This is a genomic window from Mycobacterium sp. NGS51, assembly GCF_059812525.1.
On the sequence record NZ_JCALCV010000017.1, the window covers coordinates 1 to 17,675 of the forward strand.

Sequence of the window (17,675 nt, forward strand, 5' to 3'; positions counted from 1 at the left end):
TGTCGTACGGGGACACGCACGCTCGCGGCGAAAGTCAGTTGGTGTGCAGGTCTTCGTTGAGCGCGATGCCCTGTCCGTCGCGGGACACCACCTCGACCGCGCCGCTCAGCGAATTGCGGCGGAACAGCATGTTGTTGCCGCCGGACAGTTCACCGGCCTTGACTGCAGTGCCGTCGGGCATCGCGATCTTGGTGCCGGCGGTGACATACAAGCCGGCCTCCACGACACAGTCGTCGCCCAACGAGATGCCCAACCCCGCATTGGCGCCGAGCAGACAACGCTTGCCGATCGAGATGACCGCGGTGCCGCCGCCCGACAGCGTGCCCATGATCGACGCGCCGCCGCCGATGTCGGAGCCGTCGTCGACCACCACGCCCGCCGAGATGCGGCCCTCCACCATCGACGCGCCCAGCGTTCCCGCGTTGTAGTTGACGAATCCCTCGTGCATCACCGTGGTGCCCGGCGCCAAGTGCGCGCCCAACCGCACCCGGTCGGCGTCGGCGATCCGCACCCCGGCCGGCACCACGTAGTCGACCATCCGCGGAAATTTATCGATGCCGTAGACGGTGACCGGTCCGCGACTGCGCAGCCGTGCCCGCACCACCTCGAAACCTTCGACGGCGCAAGGCCCGTGATTGGTCCACACCACATTGGTCAATACGCCGAAAAACCCGTCGGCGTTGAGCCCGTGCGGCGCGACCAGCCGATGCGAGAGCAAATGCAGGCGCAGATAGGCGTCGTAGGCGTCGGCAGGCTTGTCGTCCAGCGAACCGATCACCGTGCGCACCGCGACGGTCTCGGTACCGCGGTCGTCGTCGCGGCCCGCCAAGGCGGCGAACTCGTCGGGAACCTCGGCCACCGACAGTCGTACGGTGCCGCTTTCACCGGCATCGATCAGTTCTGGTGCGGGGAACCAAGTGTCGAGCACCGACCCGTCGGCGGCGAGTGTCGCCAGCCCAATACCCGAAGCTGCAGTCACGGTGGCCACGCTACTAGGCTGGAAGTGTGCTGGACTTAGCCGGGGATCCGATCGAGCTGACCGCGGCGTTGGTCGACATCCCCAGCGAGTCGCGGCACGAAGCGCTCATCGCCGACGAGGTCGAGGCCGCGCTGCGCGCTCAGTCGCCCCGGTCTCTGGGGTTCGAAATCGTGCGTAACGGTGATGCCGTGCTGGCCCGCACTGACCTCGGCCGCCCGACGCGGGTGCTGCTGGCCGGGCACCTCGACACCGTTCCGATCGCCGACAACGTGCCCAGCCGCCGTGACGGCGACCTGCTCTACGGTTGCGGCACCGCCGACATGAAGTCCGGTGACGCGGTGTTCCTGCACCTGGCGGCCACCGTCACCGACCCGGCGCACGACCTGACCCTGGTGTTCTACGACTGTGAGGAAATCGACGCCGCCTCAAACGGTTTGGGCCGCATCGAGCGTGAGTTGCCGGAATGGCTGGCCGCCGATGTGGCGATCCTCGGCGAGCCGACCGCCGGCTACATCGAGGCCGGCTGTCAAGGCACGCTGCGCGTCGTGATCCACGCGAACGGAACACGCGCTCATTCGGCGCGATCGTGGTTGGGCGACAATGCGATCCACAAGTTGGGCGCGGTGCTCGACCGGCTTGCGGCCTATCGGGCCCGCGACGTCGACATCGACGGCTGCACCTACCGCGAGGGCCTTTCGGCGGTGCGCATCGACGGCGGCGTGGCCGGCAATGTCATCCCCGATGCGGCGTCGGTGACGGTCAACTTCCGGTTCGCCCCCGACCGCTCGCCGGAGGCCGCGCTGCAACACGTGCACGAGGTGTTCGACGGGCTCGATGTGCGGATCGAACAGACCGACTCCGCCGCCGGCGCGCTGCCGGGCCTGGCCAAGCCCGCCGCCAAGGCGTTGGTCGAGGCGGCTGCCGGGCAAGTTCGGGCGAAATACGGCTGGACCGACGTCTCGCGGTTCGCGGCCCGCGGTATCCCCGCTGTCAACTACGGTCCTGGTGACCCCAACGTGGCGCATTGTCGCGACGAGCGGGTGCCGGTTGGGCAGATCAGCGCCGCGGTGGACATGTTGCGTCGTTATTTGACGAGCTAGAGGGCGCCGGTGCTCACGACCCGTCGCGCTCTGACATCGGGCAGGTGGCGCTCGGCAAGTTCGTAGTCGGTGTCGTCGTGGAGGACTATCAGACCCCGGGCCGCCGCGGTGCCGCAGACCAGAAGATCGACGACTGAGAGGGCACGCACCGCAGCCACGCCGGCAAGTCGATGCTGCGCCGAATCGATCCACCGCCACACGGATTTGGGCACAGGCACATCAGGGTAAATGTCACGAAAAGCCTGGTTCATCTGATCGAATTCGTCCGTATTCCGCGCTGATCGACGGAACTCGGCTCGTTGGGGTTCGCACGAGCCGACCGCCCCGCTGAGAAGCAACGGGTTCCAGTCCGCGGTGAATTCGGGTTGTCGTTGGAGACGCCAGACCGCGGAGGAGTCCACCAGGAAGTGGATCAAGTTCCGACGGACTTCTCGTCGGCCCGCGCCGCGAGCCAACCCTCGTAGTCCCAGTCCTTGGCCTGCTCACGCGAGCGCGCCAGCGCTTCGATGCGCCGGAACTGCTCGACGTAACCACGCATCGCGAGGTTCACGGCTTCCTTCTTGGTATGCACCCCGGCGATCCGCATAACCTCGGCCAGCGCTTCGTCGTCGAGGTCGATCTGTGTCACCGACACGGCAACCTCCGATGCTGTTGGTGATGTATCGAACAAGCATACATCGCCAACATACTCGCCTCTATTCGTTGGCGGCACGCTTGGCCTGCCCGGCGGCATCGACGGCCGCCGGAAGCAATCCCGCATCGGCCAGGGCGGCGGACACATCGGCCAGCGCGACCGGATCACCGGCCGCCAGCGCGCGGGCATGAGCCAGCGTGAGCCGGCCGAGCTTACAGTCCACTTCGAGCGCCAGGCGTTCGGCGCGATACACCGCGCTGGTGTCGCCGAGTCGGGCAGCGTCCTGCAGCGCCCGTAGCGCGATCGCCGACTGCCCGCCGCGTTCGGCGGCCTGCACGGCTTCCCGGGCGGCGACGATGGCGCCGGTGGTATCGCTGCGCGTCGCCTTCGACCACGCCTTGGCCAATGCCAGCTCCGGAGCGAACAGTGCCGACTTCAGACCGTGCCTCGACTCCGCGCGGCTGAAAGCCTTTGCCGCCGCAAGCTGTTCGCCTTGCTGGCCCAGCGCCTGCGCGAGCAGCGACAGCGACAGCGGACCCCATGAATAGCCGGTGCGCTCCAGCGTGGCGGCAGCGGGCTCCAGCAGCGTCACCGCGGTGCCGAAGTCGCCCTGGGCAATCGCCACATACCCGACCAACACCTCGCCGATCGCCCGTCCCGGCTGCTGCAGCTCGGCGAAATCGGTATGGCGCTGCGCCAACGAGCGCGCCGCGTCCAGCCGCCCGGCCATCAGCAGCGCCGTGACCCGGGCGAAGCCGCTGGTGAACCTCAACAAACCCGGATGCTCGGCGGCCACCGCTCTGGCTGCGAGCGACTCGACGTCGCCGAAGCGGCCGATCCGGGCCGAGCACAGCGCCGCGGCTGAAGCCGCCCACCCGATGTCGCCGGCATGCGGGGAAGCCAGCACCTCATCGGCCACGCGCAACGCCCGCAGGGGGGAGCCCGCGTTCATGGCAAAGGTCGCCGCCAGACCGTCGATCATGGCCCGCGCCGCCGGCGCCGTGACCCGGTTACGGGTCGTCTGCAGGAACGTGGTCGCCCGTTCCGGCTCGCTGAGCATCCAGAACTGGTTGGCCGCCCGCGGCAGCGCCCAGGCCATCAACTCGGTCTCCGACAACGTGTCCGGATCGACGGCGGCCAGCACCGCGCCGGCCTCCCGTCCCCGGCCCTGCCACGCCAGCGCATAGGCCAGCGCCAGCCGCGCCGGCAACCCGGCGCCGCGGTCGACGGCCGAGGCGGCCAACCGGTGGGCCAACGGCAGGTCGCCCAGCCGCAACGCCTGCTGCGCGGCCGCTGTCACCTCGTCGACGGGCGGCGGCGCATCGCTGTCCACCGCCAGCGACGCCAGCCGCAGCCGGTCGCTGACATGGGTCGAGGTCTGCCGCGACAGCACCGCCACCACCTCGGTGCGCAGTCGCCGTGTGCCCTCGCTGCCGAGGGCGATCAGCGCACGTTCGGCGAACAGCGGGTGAGCGGTGTACACGACAGGATCCGCGCTCTGCCCGCCGCGCACCCGGGTCTCGGCCCCACCGAGTTCGATGGCCTGCTCGATAGCGCCGTCGCCGGTCAGGGCGGTGAGGTCGGTAAGCGCCAGCGGCTCTTGTACCGCGAGATAGTCGAGCACCGAGCGGGCGCCGGCGGGCAACTCGTTGAGATACGCGTCGACCTCCGTGGAAGACGTGGCGCCGGCGGGGGGCTCGATGTCGACGCGACCGAGCAGGTTGTCGGTCCACAACGCGGCGATCGCCGCCGGCGCGGCATCGGCACGGGCGGTGACCACCATCCGGGCCACACCGGCCAGGGCCAACTGGTAGACCAGCGTGGCCGAGAGCACGTCCAGGTGGTGTGCGTCGTCGACGACGAGCAAAAGATCGCTTTCCTGCGCGCCGCGGGCCAGCGATTGCCGGGCCGCGCGCAACAGCGCGGCCGGCTTGCCGATGTCGGCGATCTCGACCAGATGACTGAAGGCTCCGAACGGCACGACGCGCTCGGTCGGCGTGCCGGTGACCCACTGGGTGAGCGTGGCCGGGTGCTGTTGGACGACATGCTCGGCAGCCAACCGGGCCAATGTGGATTTGCCGATACCGTCGGGCCCGAGTACGACGGCCCCTGCCGTGTCCTCTACCGCAGTCTTTAGTTGCTCCAGGGCGGCTGCGTGTTGGGGAACATTCCACCGGATCGGCATCGCCGCGGAGTTTACGGGGCCGGATAACCTTTCGGGTGTGAACCGGACGGTGTGCGTGTACTGCGCCTCGGGACCCACGCACCCCGAATTGCTGGCCCTGGCCGCCGAGGTGGGTGAGGCGATCGCGGACCGCGGTTGGACGCTGGTGTGGGGCGGCGGCAACGTCTCGGCGATGGGCGCGCTGGCCACCGCGGCCCGAGCCCGCGGCGGTTGGACCGTCGGCGTCATCCCCAAAGCGCTGGTCCACCGCGAACTCGCCGATACCGACGCTGACGAGCTGATCGTCACCGACACCATGCGGGAGCGCAAACAAGTCATGGAAGACCGCGCCGACGCGTTCCTGGCCCTGCCGGGCGGCATCGGCACACTCGAGGAACTGTTCGAGGCCTGGACCGGCGGATACCTCGGTATGCACGACAAACCCGTGGTGATGCTCGACCCCAGCGGGCACTTCGACGGGCTACGGGCCTGGCTCTACGGGCTGATCGATACCGGTTACGTCGCTCAGGCCGCGCTGGACCGACTGATCGTGGTCGACGAGGTCGATGCCGCCTTGGACGCCTGCGCGCCCGGTTGAGCAGCACGGGGTTAGGCTCGCCGCCAGAGAACGTATGCAGCGAAATGAGGAAGAACGTGTCCGAAGTCGGGCTGGTCGATATCGCAAGCCGGGTGCCTGGCCTCATCGCCGACGTGCCGGTGATGGTGCGCGGAGCGCTGACCGGGCTGCTGGCCCGGCCCACGTCCAAGGCGTCGATCGGCAAGGTGTTTCAGGACCGGGCTGCCCGCTACGGCGACCGGGTGTTCCTCCGGTTCGGTGAGCAGCAACTGACCTACGCCGAGGCCAACGCGACGGCCAATCGCTACGCCGCGGTGCTGGCCGCCCGCGGTGTCGGCCACGGCGACGTCGTCGGGATCGTGTTGCGCAACTCGCCCAACGCGGTGCTGATGATGCTGGCCGTGGTCAAATGCGGCGCCGTCGCCGGCATGATCAACTACCACCAACGCGGCGAGGTGTTGGCCCACAGCCTGGGTCTGCTGGACGCCAAGGTGCTGGTCGCCGAGTCCGACCTGGTCGACGTCATCAGTGAATGCGGCGCTCCCGGCGCCGAGCCGCTGACCATCGAGGAACTGGAGCGACTGGCCGCCACCGCGCCCACGACCAATCCGCCGTCGGCCTCGGCGGTGTTGGCCAAGGACACCGCCTTCTACATCTTCACCTCCGGCACCACCGGGCATCCCAAGGCCAGTGTGATGACCCATCGGAGGTGGCTGGCCGCGCTGGCCGCGTTCGGCGGGCTGGGTCTGCGACTGCACAGCAGCGACACGCTGTACAGCTGCCTGCCGCTCTACCACAACAACGCGTTGACGGTTGCGGTGTCGTCGGTGATCAACTCCGGGGCGACACTGGCGCTGGGTAAGAAGTTTTCAGCGTCGCAGTTCTGGGACGAGGTGATCGCCTACGACGCAACGGCGTTCATTTACATCGGCGAAGTCTGCCGCTATTTGCTCAACCAGCCACCCAAGCCGACCGACCGCGCACACAAGGTACGGCTGATCGCCGGCAACGGCCTGCGCCCGGAAATCTGGGAAGAGTTCACCAGCCGGTTCGGCATCGAGCGGGTCTGTGAGTTCTACGCCGCCAGCGAGGGCAACACCGCGTTCATCAACATCTTCAATGTGCCCAAGACGACCGGGATCTCACCGCTGCCGTTGGCCTACGTCGAGTACGACCCCGACACCGGAGCCCCGCTGCGCGACGAGAACGGCCGGGTGCGCCGGGTCCCTCCCGGCGAGCCCGGTCTGCTGATCAGCCCGGTCAACAAACTGCAGCCGTTCGACGGCTACACCGACCCCGCTGCCAGCGAGAAGAAGTTGGTGCGCAACGCTTTTCGTGAGGGCGACTGCTGGTTCAACACCGGTGACGTGATGAATCCGCAAGGCATGGGGCATGCCGCGTTCGTCGACCGGCTCGGCGACACGTTCCGGTGGAAGGGCGAGAACGTCGCCACCACCCAGGTGGAAGCGGCGCTGGGACTCGACTCGGCTGTCGAGGAATCCGCGGTCTTCGGCGTGGAAATCCCGCGCACCGGTGGCCGCGCGGGGATGGCTGCGGTCAAGCTGCGCGACGGCGCCGAGTTCGACGGCCAGGCGTTGGCGCGCACCCTCTACGAGCGGTTGCCGGTGTATGCGCTGCCGTTGTTCGTGCGGGTGGTGGAGTCCATGGAGCACACCACGACCTTCAAGAGCCGCAAGGTGGATCTGCGTGAGCAGGCCTACGGCCCCGGCATCGACGACCCGCTGTACGTACTGGCCGGCCGCGACGACGGCTACGTGCCGTTCTACGACGACTACCCCGACGAGGTCGCAGCCGGTAAGCGACCGCAAGGCTAGCGCGCCCTGAGCGCAGTCTCGATGGCCAGGGCAGGCACCATAGACGGGTGCAGTCAACACTGTGCGGCCGCCCGGTCGCGGCCAACCGTGCGCTGATCATGGCGATCGTCAACCGCACCCCGGATTCGTTCTACGACCGCGGCGCCACTTTCAGCGACGATGCTGCCAAGGCCGCCGCGCACCGGGTCATCGCCGATGGGGCCGACGTCGTCGACGTCGGCGGCGTCAAGGCCGGCCCAGGGGAGAGCATCGACACCGAAACCGAGACCGCCCGGGTGGTGCCGTTCATCGAATGGCTGCGCGAGACCTACCCCGACCAACTGATCAGCGTCGACACCTGGCGTTCCACGGTGGCCAGACGAGCCTGCCGGGCGGGTGCCGATCTGATCAACGACAGCTGGGGCGGCGTCGACCCCGAGATGCCCGAGGTGGCCGCCGAATTCGGCGCCGGCCTGGTCTGTTCACACACCGGCGGCGTGTCTCCGCGCACCCGGCCCTTTCGGGTCAGCTACGGCCTGAGCACCCGGGGCGTGGTCGACGACGTGATCGGTGAAGTCACCGCCGCCGCTGAACGAGCCGTCGCCGCCGGGGTGGACCGCGACCGGGTACTGATCGACCCGACCCACGACTTCGGAAAGAACACGTTCCACGGGTTGGCGTTGTTGCGTCATGTGGACGATCTTGTTGACACTGGCTGGCCAGTGTTGATGGCGTTGAGCAACAAGGATTTCGTCGGGGAGACTCTGGGCGTGGATCTGACGCAACGGCTGGAGGGGACCCTGGCCGCGACCGCGCTGGCCGCCGCGGCCGGCGCCCGGATGTTCCGGGTGCATGAGGTCGGCCCCACCCGACGCGTGCTGGAGATGGTGGCGTCGATTCAAGGACGACGACCGCCGACACGCACGGTGAGAGGATTGGCATGACGGCATCAGAGCTGGTCGATCTCGTCGGCGACGGAATCCTGGCCGCGCTGCCCGGCGACACCTGGCTGCCCGACCGCAGTTGGAGTCACCCCAAAACGGTCGACGAGCTGGTGTCCGCGAAGGCCGGCCGCACCATTTCGGTGGTCCTGCCCGCCCTCAACGAGGAAAGCACCATCGAATCGGTCATCGACAGCATCTCGCCGGTGCTCGGCGGGCTGGTCGACGAGCTGATCGTGCTGGACTCCGGCTCGACCGACGACACCGAGATCCGCGCCATCGCCGCCGGCGCCCGGGTCGTCACCCGCGAACAAGCGCTGCCCGATGTCGCCCCGCGTGCCGGCAAGGGCGAGGTGCTGTGGCGCTCGCTGGCGGCCACCAGCGGCGACATCATCGTGTTCGTCGACTCCGACCTGATCGACCCGCACCCGATGTTCGTGCCGTGGCTGGTCGGCCCGCTGCTCGCCGGCGACGGCGTCCATCTGGTCAAAAGCTTCTACCGGCGGCCATTCAACACCGACGGCACCGGCGGGGGTCGGGTCACCGAGCTGGTGGCGCGGCCGCTGCTCGCGGCACTGCGGCCCGAGCTGGCCCGGGTGCTGCAACCGCTGGGCGGCGAATACGCGGCCACTCGCGAACTGCTGATGTCACTGCCCTTCGCGCCGGGCTACGGAGTGGAGATCGGCCTGCTGGTCGACACCTACGACAGGCTGGGCTTCGATGCAATCGCCCAGGTCAACCTCGGCGTGCGGGCCCACCGCAACCGGCCGCTTGCCGAACTGGGCCCGATGAGCCGGCAGGTGGTGGCCACGCTGCTCTCCCGCTGCGGCATCCCCGATTCCGGGGTGGGCCTGACCCAGTTCTTCGTCGACGGTGACGGGTTCACGCCGCGCACGTCGCCGGTGTCGCTGTCCGACCGCCCACCAATGAGTACGCTGCGGCCGCGCTGAGCAGGCCGGGATAAGGCAGGATCGGTGACGTGGCGTTGGTGTTGCTGTATCTGGTGGTGCTGATCCTGGTGGCGATCGTGCTGTTCGGCGTGGCCAGCATGCTGTACGGCCGCGGGGAGCAGCTGCCGCCGCTGCCCCGGGCGACGACCGCGACGGTGCTGCCGGCCTCCGGTGTCACCGGGGCCGATGTCGACGCAGTGAAGTTCAGCCAGGTGCTGCGCGGCTACAAGACCAGCGAGGTCGACTGGGTACTGGACCGGCTCGGCCGGGAGCTCGACCAGTTGCGCGGCCAACTCGCGTCGGTGCAGGCCGGACAACCGGACGCCGATGAGGACCCCGAGTGACCGACGACGGACGCAGCCGCTGCAGTTGGGCAACCGGTGACCTCTATTGCGACTACCACGACAACGAATGGGGCCGGCCGCTGTATGGCCGGGTGCCGCTGTTCGAGCGGCTGAGCCTGGAGGCGTTTCAAAGCGGGCTGTCCTGGCTGACCATCCTCAAGAAGCGGGAGAACTTCCGCCGCGCCTTCTCCGGTTTCGACATCGAGTCGGTCGCGCGCTACACCGATGCCGACGTGACCCGGCTGATGTCTGACGATTCCATCGTGCGCAATCGCGCCAAGATCGAGGCGACCATCGCCAACGCGCGAGTCGCCAGCGGAGTTGATATCTCCGACCTGTTGTGGTCGTTTGCGCCGCCGCCGCGACCCATCTCGCGACGGCCCGCCGACGCCTCCGAAGTGCCGTCGGCGACCGCGGAATCCACCGCGATGGCCCGGGAATTGAAGCGGCGCGGATTCCGGTTCGTGGGACCTACCACCGCCTATGCCTTGATGCAGGCGACGGGGATGGTCGACGACCACCTGCGCACCTGCTGGGTGCCATCGGCTAGCGGGTTAGACACGCCCGCGTAGGCCAGCACCCGGGTCTTGTACACCCTGCCGGTGTCGATAGGGAACAATGGGGGGGTGAATTGGCAGTTGACGGCGGGGCAGCTCGAACCTGGAGGGAGCACTCGATGGCGGCGATGAAGCCCCGGACCGGTGATGGTCCGCTGGAAGCGACCAAAGAGGGGCGCGGCATCGTGATGCGGGTGCCGCTGGAGGGCGGTGGCCGACTCGTCGTCGAGCTGACGCCCGACGAAGCCGCCGCACTCGGCGACGAACTCAAGGGCGTCACCAGCTGAGCGCCCGCCGCTAGCTACCCACCTTTTGATAGATCTCCAACGTCTGCTCGGCGATGTTCGCCCAGGAGAATTCCGCGATAGCCCGCTGTCGTCCGGCCTGACCGTAGCGCTTTGCCCGCTCGGGGTCGGCGACCAAAGCGTTGACCGCCTCGGCCAGACGGCTCTGGTAACCGGCTGAATCGTCAGCCTCGTAGTGCACCAGCGAGCCGGTGACGCCGTCGGCCACCACCTCAGGTATCCCACCGACGTCTGAGGCCACCACGGCCGTCGCGCAAGCCATTGCTTCGAGGTTGACGATTCCCAACGGCTCGTATACCGATGGGCATACGAAAACCGTTGCCGCCGAGAATATTTCACGAAGCCGCGAGATGGGGAGCATTTCGCGGATCCAGAACACGCCGTTGCGCCGCTGACCCAGCTCGGCGACGGCCGCCGCGACTTCGGCGGCGATCTCAGGGGTGTCGGGCGCCCCGGCGCACAACACCAACTGCACCTCGGGGCTGAACCGGTGGGCGGCGGCCAAGAGATGACCAACGCCCTTCTGGCGGGTGATCCGCCCGACGAACGCCACCGTGGGCAGGCGAGGGTCGACCCCCAATTCGGCCAGCAGCGACTCGCCTGGTTTCGGCTCGACGGGATGCCACACGTCGGTGTCGATACCGTTGTGCACCACATGCACCCGGGACGGATCCAAAGCCGGATAAGTGGACAAGACGTCATCGCGCATCCCAGAGCTGACGGCGATCACCGCATCGGCTGCACTCATGGCAGTGCGTTCCACCCAAGACGACAGCCGGTAGCCACCGCCGAGCTGTTCGGCCTTCCACGGCCGCAACGGCTCCAGCGAATGCGCGGTCAACACATGCGGAATGTCGTAGAGCAGACCGGCCAGATGCCCGGCCAGGCCGGTGTACCAGGTGTGGCTGTGCACCACGTCGGCGTTCAGGGCGGCGTTGGCCATCACCAGATCGGACGACAGCGTCGCCAGCGCCGGATTTGCGCCTTCTAGCCGCGAATCGGGCTGGTAAACGAAGGCCCCCGGCCGGGGGGCGCCCATGCAGTGCACGTCGACGCGGCACAGGTTGCGCAGTTGCGCGACCAGTTCGGTGACATGCACCCCGGCGCCGCCGTACACCTCAGGGGGATACTCCCGAGTCATCATCGCCACCCGCATACTCCGCACGGTAACGGTTGCGGCGCGTCGCGCCGAACCAAATACCTTGACGGACAGCCCGTCCACGCCGGGTAATCAGTCGATTGACGTGGCAGCAGTGTTCAGCGGCCGATAGGTTTGAAACCATGAGGGAAGCGCCACACGTGCTGGGCATCGTCCTGGCCGGCGGGGAGGGCAAGCGGTTGTATCCGCTGACCGCAGACCGGGCCAAACCCGCGGTTCCCTTCGGCGGCGCCTACCGGCTGATCGACTTCGTGCTGTCCAACCTTGTCAATGCCCGCTACCTGCGGGTTTGCGTTCTCACTCAATACAAGTCGCATTCGCTGGACCGGCACATCTCACAGAATTGGCGACTGAGCGGCCTGGCCGGCGAGTACATCACCCCGGTTCCGGCGCAGCAGCGGCTCGGCCCGCGTTGGTACACCGGCTCCGCCGACGCGATCTATCAGTCGATGAATCTGATCTTCGACGAAGACCCGGAATACATCGTGGTTTTCGGCGCTGACCACGTTTACCGGATGGACCCCGAGCAGATGCTGCGATTTCACATTCGCAGCGGGGCGGGCGCGACGGTGGCCGGGATCCGGGTGCCGCGGGCGGAGGCCACTGCATTCGGGTGTCTGGACGCCGACGAGTCCGGCCGCATCCACAGCTTCGTCGAGAAACCGACTGAGCCACCGGGCACGCCCGACGATCCCGAGGCCACGTTCGTCTCGATGGGCAACTACATCTTCACCACCAAGGTGCTCATCGACGCCATCCGCGCCGACGCCGAAGACGACCACTCCGACCACGACATGGGCGGCGACATCATTCCGCGGCTGGTGTCCGACGGGATGGCCGCGGTCTACGACTTCTCCGACAACGAGGTGCCCGGTGCCACCGATCGCGATCGGGGCTACTGGCGCGACGTGGGGACGCTGGACGCGTTCTACGACGCCCACATGGACCTGGTATCGGTACATCCGGTGTTCAACCTGTACAACCGACGCTGGCCGATCCACGGTGCGACGGAGAACCTGGCGCCGGCGAAGTTCGTCAACGGCGGATCCGCCCAGGAGTCGGTGGTGGGCGCGGGCAGCATCATTTCGGCGGCGTCGGTGCGTAACTCGGTGCTGTCGTCGAACGTCGTCGTCGACGACGGCGCGATCGTGGAGGGCAGCGTGATCATGCCGGGCACCCGGGTTGGTCGCGGTGCGGTGGTGCGCCACGCGATCCTGGACAAAAATGTGGTCGTCGGACCGGGCGAGATGGTCGGGGTGGACCTGGAGAAAGACCGCGAACGCTTCGCGATCAGCGCCGGCGGAGTGGTCGCGGTGGGCAAAGGCGTCTGGATCTAACCCGCGCCATTTTTCCGCGACCGTGCGTGTCCCCGGTCGACACGCCGAGCTCTTTACCGGGTTTGCGCACGGTCGCGGCGGGGGTGCGGCGCTCGGTCACCACACGTAAGGCAACAGCCGGTAGTGCACCTGCTCGGTGTACTGCCGGTATCCGCTCAAATCCTCTTGCAGGAGCTGTTCTTCATCGCGAATGCGAACAGCCAGCACGACCAGGCCCGGGATGACGAAAACCAGCCCCCAATACGAGCCGAGCGCCAGCGGGATCCCCAGCATCATGATCAGGTTTCCGGTGTACATCGGGTGTCGCACCATCCCGTATAAGCCGGTGGAGACGACCCGCTGACCCTCCTCGATGGTGACATTGGCGGCCGCATAAGCGTTTTGGATGACCACCAGCATCGAGAGGCCAAGACCGATCGCGACCAAAACATCGCCTACCAAACACACCGCGGTTGGAACCGATGACCACCCGAACCGGTGGTCCAGGGCGCTGACTACGCACATGGCAGCCAGCGAAAACAGGGCGACGGAGATGATGACCTTCTCCAGTGTTCTGTCCTCGGCCAACGGTCCCGCGCGCATCCGCCGATCAAGGGCGTCCTGGTTCGTTCGCAATAGGTAGATGCCGGGAATCCAGGTGGACACGACGAATACGCCAAGGAAAACCCACGCTTGCCAGTAATGGAAGGTGCTGGCCGGCAGAAACACCACCAACCCAAACACCACAAGTCCCCACACACTCGAAAGTGCTGCCTTGACAACGGTTTTCATAGCAGCCTCCTCAGCTTCTAAGATCGCGGCGCCGGAAAGCCGCCACGCCGAGGCCTATCAGTGACGCGTCGATCACCAGCAGCCACAGCAGCGGAACCGCCGTGAAACTACCATCGCCGATTCGGGGAATGTGTGCGAACGGCTCGAGGTCGCACAGCCACTGCGGCAAAGCCGCCAATGAACCGACAAGGTACAACGCGATGAATCCGACCAACACGCCCCACGCCGCCGGAGTCAACCGTGGCGCCAGCCCGAACAACGCCAGCGTCACGGCGGCAAGCAGCCACACCGCGGGCAGCTGTGCGGCCGCGGTGCCGACGACTGCGGGCAGTTTGCCGCTGATATCGCCGGCGGCGACGCCGTAGGTGAGTCCGGCGACCAGTCCGGAAACCAGCATCGCGGCGCCAGATCCCACCAACGCAGTCATCAGATGGCTGGCCAGCCAACGGCTTCGGCTCACGGCACCGCTCAGCAGCGTTTCAGCCCGCTGGCCGGTTTCCTCGTGGTGCAATCGCAGCGACAGCGAGATGGCGAACGCGGCGGCCACCATGCTCAGCATGGCGAACGCGATCGCGATGAACGCCTGCTCCAAGGCGTTGGTGCCGCCCATCCGGGTCACGATGTCACGCGCGGCGGTGCTGTCGCCAAGTTGATTGCCGATCCCGTGCACGACGCTGCCGACCAGCAAGCCATACAGGCACAGTCCGACCGTCCACAGCAGCAGCGCACCGCGGTCCAGCCGCCACGCCAGCCCTGACACGCTGCGCAATGTCGCTGCGGCTCGCGCCGGACCCGGGCGTTCGGCGATCAGCCCGGCGCCGACATCGCGGCCGGCGAGCAGTCGGTAGGCCAGCCCGGTGAGCAGCACCGTCGTCACCAGATGCAGCGCCAGGACCCACCAGTGGTCTCCGGCATACGGCCGGACCTGCAGCGACCAGCCCAAAGGTGAGAGCCAGGACAAGGTGCCCGAACCGGCGTCACCGACAGCGCGCACGGTGAACGCGGCGGCCAGCACGGTGAATGCCGCGCTCCGGCCGAATCGGGCGCTCGGCGACAGTTGTGCCGCAACCGCGGCCACCGCCGTGAACACCAACCCGGAGGCGGCCAGCGCCGCCCCGAATGCCAGCGATCCGCCGGGTGCGACGTCGGTGGTGAGCAGTCCGGCCGCACCGATCGCGCCGGTGCTGATCGACGCGCCGAACGACAGCAGTAGCGCGGCGGTCAAACTGGCGTAGCGCCCCACCGCCGTCGAGTCGATCAATTCGGCGCGTCCGGTCTCCTCGTCGGCACGGGTGTGACGCATCACGGTGAGGATGACCGCGACCGCGATGAGTAGATGGAACATCCCGGCCTTCCAAATGCCGACCGCGCCAAGGCTGTCGTTGTAGACCGGTCCGTACAGCGCGCGCTGAGCCGGGCTCGCCATGATCGACGATGCGAACGTCGCGCGCTCTGCCTGGGTGGGCGCCACCTTCGCCATGCTGCCGATGTAAACGGTGGCCAGCGGCAGCGAAAGCAACAGCACCCACAGCGGTAACACGACTCGGTCGCGGCGCAGATATAGCCGCAGCATCCCTACGGTGCCTGAAAAGCTCGAACTACGCTGCGGCGCTTGATGAGCCGGCCGATCCAGCGTGGCGGTACTCATGCGGGCACCTGTTCTCCGCTGTGCACATCCTGACCATCGGTGCCGTAGTGACGCAGAAACAGCTCTTCCAGCGTGGGGGGCTGGCTGATCAGACTGCGCACTCCGGCGTCGCCGAGCACCCGGATGAGTTCGCCGAGGCTCTCACCATCGACTTGTGCGCGCAGTGTGGTTCCCTCGACGCTGACGTCCTCCACGCCCTTGATTTGGGTGAGATCGCCGGGGTCGCCGATCATTTCAGCCTTGATCGAAGTGCGGCTGAGGTGGCGCATCGAATCCAGCGACCCGCTCTCCACGGTCTGGCCGGCCCGGATGATCGTCACCCGTTCGCAGAGTGCCTCCGTTTCGGCCAGGATGTGGCTCGACAGTAGGACCGTGGCGCCGCGATCGCGGGCCTCGGCAACGCACTGCTGAAACACGTTTTCCATCAGAGGATCCAGGCCGCTGCTGGGCTCGTCGAGCAGCAGTAGCCGGGCCCGCGACGAGAACGCCGAAATCAGAGAGACCTTTTGCCGGTTGCCCTTCGAGTAGGTGCGCGCCTTCTTGCGCGGATCGAGCTCGAAGCGCTCGACGAGTTCGGCTCGGCGTTGCTCGTCGATACCACCGCGCATGCGGGCGAGCAGGTCGATGGTCTCACCGCCGGTGAGGTTGGGCCACAGCGTCACATCACCAGGCACGTAGGCGATCTGGCGGTGCAATTCCACAGCGTCGGTCCACGGGTCGCCGCCGAGCAGTCGGGCCGTACCGGAGTCGGCCTTCACCACGCCCAGCAGGATGCGGATCGTCGTCGATTTCCCGGCGCCGTTGGGCCCGAGAAAGCCGTGCACTTCACCTTGGCGGACCGTCAGATCGAGCCCGTCGAGTGCCCGCACTGCGCCGAAGGATTTTGTCAGGTGGTGGATTTCGATTGCCGCCTGGCCGTTGTCAACTGGCATTGGATTCTCCCTGTTCTGCTGCGGCGAGGAATGCGTTGTACCTGGTGTCGTCTGCCAGCAGGCCGTCGGTGTAGATCTCCAGAGCGGGCAGAACCATGTCGCGGGCGTAGTCGCGCAGCACTGCGCGCAAATCCGTCGGGGAGTCGTGCATTTGGAGATAGAGCAGGAAGCCGCCCCCGCCGGTGATCGCCAAATATTTTGCCCGCGCCTTGGGGTCTCGGCTGGGCTTGAGTATGCCCGCCCGCACGCCTTCGTCAAGGTATTCCTCGGCATCGTCGATCATCTTGCGCCACAATGTGTTTGCAAGGCCACCGCCCGATTGCATGGAGCGAACGAGGTAGGCCATCATCGACGCGTACGACTCGATTTCGGCCATCGCAGCAAACCAGGTGCCTGGGTCGGTCGACTGCATCGCCTCCGACTTGCCGCTGCGGATCTCTTCGGCGATGTAGTCGTCGCAGGCCTTGCGCAGGCCGTCTTTGGATCCGAAGTGATGAATGACCAAGGCCGCGCTCACCCCGGCGGCGTCGGCGATCGCGCGCAGTCCGACCCCGAAACCGTGCTGACCGAATTGCTCGATGGCCGCATCACGGATTCGTGCGGCTGCGGTCAAGTCGGCTGAACGCATGTTCAGTAGGCTAAACGCGCGTTCAGTCGACTGTCAAGCATGACTCACCAGACCATCAGCGCCAGAAGATGTCAGTCGCGGACAGCAGCGAGCAAGCCGTCGCCGAGCGGCACCAACGCGGGGTTGAGGCGTTCGTCTTCGGCGATCAGCCGCGCGGCTTCGCGGACTGCGGTGACTTCGACGTCGTGGGCGGCTGGATCATTGGCCCGGCCGCCCAGCGCCGCGCAGTGCACGATGATCACCCCGCCGGAGCGCAGCAGCCGTACACCTTCGACCACGTAGTCCGGCTGGTCGACCGGGTCGGCGTCGATGAACACCAGGTCGTACGACTCGTCGGCGAGCCGGGTCAGCACCTCTTGGGCACGACCGCTGATCAGCCGCGTGCGCGACGGACCGATCCCGGCGTCGCTGAACGCCTGCTTGGCGGTCTGCTGATGCTCGGGCTCGATGTCGATCGTGGTCAACACACCGTCGTCGCTCATACCGGAGAGCAGCCACAATCCGCTGACCCCGGCGCCGGTGCCGACCTCGACGACGGCTTTGCCGCCACTTAGCCTGGCCAGCAAGCTCAGCAACGCGCCGACGGCGGGCGTGACGGCGCCGGCGCCGATCTCGACGGCACGGTCTCGCGCTGCCGCCAAAACCGCATCCTCGGAGATCGACCCCTCGGCATGCGCGGAGATCGCTGCGGCCCGACTGGTTTGGGCCGTCCGGCCGGTTGCGTCGTCGGTGCTGGCCATGCCCGCAGCGTAAGACCAACCTATGCTCCACGCGGGCAGGCGCGCCCGAACGACGGTCTGGCCCCGTGAGCCGCGACACGCCCGGAAGTCCAAGC

The 17,675-nt window shown here is 67.3% G+C and carries 17 protein-coding genes and 2 pseudogenes; 9 read left to right on the forward strand and 10 right to left on the reverse strand.

What is annotated here, in order from left to right; genetic code table 11:
* Positions 1 to 34: 34 nt before the first annotated feature.
* Positions 35 to 988: a 2,3,4,5-tetrahydropyridine-2,6-dicarboxylate N-succinyltransferase gene (dapD, locus tag AC5Y5W_RS19235; protein WP_500012004.1), complete on the reverse strand. Its 954-nt coding sequence runs from the start codon at positions 986 to 988 to the stop codon at positions 35 to 37.
* A gap of 17 nt (positions 989 to 1,005) precedes the next feature.
* Here dapD and dapE point away from each other — a divergent pair, with 17 nt between their 5' ends.
* On the forward strand, positions 1,006 to 2,079 hold the full coding sequence (gene dapE / locus AC5Y5W_RS19240; RefSeq protein ID WP_500012006.1) for a succinyl-diaminopimelate desuccinylase: 1,074 nt from the start codon (positions 1,006 to 1,008) through the stop codon (positions 2,077 to 2,079).
* Here dapE and AC5Y5W_RS19245 read toward each other — a convergent pair.
* The 3 genes and pseudogenes from AC5Y5W_RS19245 to AC5Y5W_RS19255 all read right to left on the reverse strand — a co-directional run bounded on the left by AC5Y5W_RS19245 (position 2,076) and on the right by AC5Y5W_RS19255 (position 4,898).
* A pseudogene (locus AC5Y5W_RS19245) lies at positions 2,076 to 2,463 on the reverse strand (PIN domain-containing protein). The gene dapE and the pseudogene AC5Y5W_RS19245 sit on opposite strands and share 4 nt — an antisense overlap.
* 97 nt (positions 2,464 to 2,560) lie before the next feature.
* A pseudogene (locus tag AC5Y5W_RS19250) lies at positions 2,561 to 2,713 on the reverse strand (type II toxin-antitoxin system VapB family antitoxin); the annotation flags it as partial.
* Between the two features lie 61 nt (positions 2,714 to 2,774).
* Complete coding sequence (locus AC5Y5W_RS19255; protein ID WP_500012008.1) at positions 2,775 to 4,898, reverse strand: AAA family ATPase; 2,124 nt, start codon at positions 4,896 to 4,898, stop codon at positions 2,775 to 2,777.
* 37 nt (positions 4,899 to 4,935) lie between these two features.
* Here AC5Y5W_RS19255 and log point away from each other — a divergent pair, with 37 nt between their 5' ends.
* From log to AC5Y5W_RS19290, 7 genes are all read left to right on the forward strand, one after another.
* Positions 4,936 to 5,475, forward strand: coding sequence for a cytokinin riboside 5'-monophosphate phosphoribohydrolase (log, locus tag AC5Y5W_RS19260; protein WP_500012010.1), 540 nt, complete (start codon positions 4,936 to 4,938; stop codon positions 5,473 to 5,475).
* Between the two features lie 56 nt (positions 5,476 to 5,531).
* The gene (fadD6, locus tag AC5Y5W_RS19265) at positions 5,532 to 7,289 is read left to right on the forward strand and encodes a long-chain-acyl-CoA synthetase FadD6 (RefSeq protein WP_500012011.1); all 1,758 of its coding nucleotides are present in this window, start codon (positions 5,532 to 5,534) and stop codon (positions 7,287 to 7,289) included.
* Between the two features lie 98 nt (positions 7,290 to 7,387).
* The gene (folP, locus tag AC5Y5W_RS19270) at positions 7,388 to 8,212 is read left to right on the forward strand and encodes a dihydropteroate synthase (protein ID WP_500022523.1); all 825 of its coding nucleotides are present in this window, start codon (positions 7,388 to 7,390) and stop codon (positions 8,210 to 8,212) included.
* Positions 8,209 to 9,159 carry a glucosyl-3-phosphoglycerate synthase gene (locus tag AC5Y5W_RS19275; RefSeq protein ID WP_500022519.1) on the forward strand — a complete coding sequence of 317 codons (951 nt, stop codon included), beginning with the start codon at positions 8,209 to 8,211 and terminating at the stop codon, positions 9,157 to 9,159. Before folP ends, AC5Y5W_RS19275 begins: the two co-directional genes overlap by 4 nt.
* 29 nt (positions 9,160 to 9,188) lie before the next feature.
* On the forward strand, positions 9,189 to 9,503 hold the full coding sequence (locus AC5Y5W_RS19280) for a DivIVA domain-containing protein (protein ID WP_499886424.1): 315 nt from the start codon (positions 9,189 to 9,191) through the stop codon (positions 9,501 to 9,503).
* Positions 9,500 to 10,075 (forward strand): DNA-3-methyladenine glycosylase I, encoded by a 576-nt coding sequence (locus tag AC5Y5W_RS19285; RefSeq protein ID WP_499886422.1) that lies wholly within the window; start codon positions 9,500 to 9,502, stop codon positions 10,073 to 10,075. Before AC5Y5W_RS19280 ends, AC5Y5W_RS19285 begins: the two co-directional genes overlap by 4 nt.
* A 104-nt stretch (positions 10,076 to 10,179) precedes the next feature.
* Entirely contained in the window at positions 10,180 to 10,347 is a 168-nt protein-coding gene (locus tag AC5Y5W_RS19290) for a DUF3117 domain-containing protein (protein WP_003406247.1), read from the forward strand.
* A gap of 10 nt (positions 10,348 to 10,357) precedes the next feature.
* Here the strand turns inward: AC5Y5W_RS19290 and glgA are convergent, their stop codons facing one another.
* Entirely contained in the window at positions 10,358 to 11,521 is a 1,164-nt protein-coding gene (gene glgA / locus AC5Y5W_RS19295; RefSeq protein WP_499886421.1) for a glycogen synthase, read from the reverse strand.
* Between the two features lie 125 nt (positions 11,522 to 11,646).
* On the opposite strand from glgA, the gene glgC reads away from it, so the two are divergent.
* On the forward strand, positions 11,647 to 12,861 hold the full coding sequence (gene glgC, locus AC5Y5W_RS19300) for a glucose-1-phosphate adenylyltransferase (RefSeq protein WP_499886420.1): 1,215 nt from the start codon (positions 11,647 to 11,649) through the stop codon (positions 12,859 to 12,861).
* A 96-nt stretch (positions 12,862 to 12,957) separates the two neighbouring features.
* Here glgC and AC5Y5W_RS19305 read toward each other — a convergent pair whose 3' ends face one another.
* The 5 genes from AC5Y5W_RS19305 to AC5Y5W_RS19325 all read right to left on the reverse strand — a co-directional run bounded on the left by AC5Y5W_RS19305 (position 12,958) and on the right by AC5Y5W_RS19325 (position 17,580).
* A complete protein-coding gene (locus AC5Y5W_RS19305) occupies positions 12,958 to 13,632 on the reverse strand; it encodes a methyltransferase family protein (RefSeq protein WP_500012021.1) in 675 nt (224 codons plus the stop codon).
* Between the two features lie 10 nt (positions 13,633 to 13,642).
* Positions 13,643 to 15,280, reverse strand: a complete 1,638-nt coding sequence (locus AC5Y5W_RS19310) for an ABC transporter permease (protein WP_500012023.1) — start codon at positions 15,278 to 15,280, stop codon at positions 13,643 to 13,645.
* The gene (locus AC5Y5W_RS19315; RefSeq protein WP_500012025.1) at positions 15,277 to 16,212 is read right to left on the reverse strand and encodes an ABC transporter ATP-binding protein; all 936 of its coding nucleotides are present in this window, start codon (positions 16,210 to 16,212) and stop codon (positions 15,277 to 15,279) included. The genes AC5Y5W_RS19310 and AC5Y5W_RS19315 overlap by 4 nt, the downstream gene beginning before the upstream one ends.
* Positions 16,202 to 16,840 carry a TetR/AcrR family transcriptional regulator gene (locus AC5Y5W_RS19320; protein WP_500012027.1) on the reverse strand — a complete coding sequence of 213 codons (639 nt, stop codon included), beginning with the start codon at positions 16,838 to 16,840 and terminating at the stop codon, positions 16,202 to 16,204. Before AC5Y5W_RS19320 ends, AC5Y5W_RS19315 begins: the two co-directional genes overlap by 11 nt.
* Before the next feature lie 71 nt (positions 16,841 to 16,911).
* The gene (locus AC5Y5W_RS19325) at positions 16,912 to 17,580 is read right to left on the reverse strand and encodes an O-methyltransferase (RefSeq protein ID WP_500012029.1); all 669 of its coding nucleotides are present in this window, start codon (positions 17,578 to 17,580) and stop codon (positions 16,912 to 16,914) included.
* Between the last annotated feature and the right edge of the window lie 95 nt (positions 17,581 to 17,675).

Coding starts and splice junctions, on each gene's coding strand:
- AC5Y5W_RS19255 (WP_500012008.1), bottom strand. CDS start 4,898: ATGCCGATCCGGTGGAATGTTCCCCAACACGCAGCCGCCCTGGAGCAA.
- folP (WP_500022523.1), top strand. CDS start 7,388: ATGGCGATCGTCAACCGCACCCCGGATTCGTTCTACGACCGCGGCGCC.
- AC5Y5W_RS19275 (WP_500022519.1), top strand. CDS start 8,209: ATGACGGCATCAGAGCTGGTCGATCTCGTCGGCGACGGAATCCTGGCC.
- AC5Y5W_RS19290 (WP_003406247.1), top strand. CDS start 10,180: ATGGCGGCGATGAAGCCCCGGACCGGTGATGGTCCGCTGGAAGCGACC.
- glgA (WP_499886421.1), bottom strand. CDS start 11,521: ATGCGGGTGGCGATGATGACTCGGGAGTATCCCCCTGAGGTGTACGGC.
- glgC (WP_499886420.1), top strand. CDS start 11,647: ATGAGGGAAGCGCCACACGTGCTGGGCATCGTCCTGGCCGGCGGGGAG.
- AC5Y5W_RS19305 (WP_500012021.1), bottom strand. CDS start 13,632: ATGAAAACCGTTGTCAAGGCAGCACTTTCGAGTGTGTGGGGACTTGTG.
- AC5Y5W_RS19310 (WP_500012023.1), bottom strand. CDS start 15,280: ATGAGTACCGCCACGCTGGATCGGCCGGCTCATCAAGCGCCGCAGCGT.
- AC5Y5W_RS19315 (WP_500012025.1), bottom strand. CDS start 16,212: ATGCCAGTTGACAACGGCCAGGCGGCAATCGAAATCCACCACCTGACA.
- AC5Y5W_RS19320 (WP_500012027.1), bottom strand. CDS start 16,840: ATGCGTTCAGCCGACTTGACCGCAGCCGCACGAATCCGTGATGCGGCC.
- AC5Y5W_RS19325 (WP_500012029.1), bottom strand. CDS start 17,580: ATGGCCAGCACCGACGACGCAACCGGCCGGACGGCCCAAACCAGTCGG.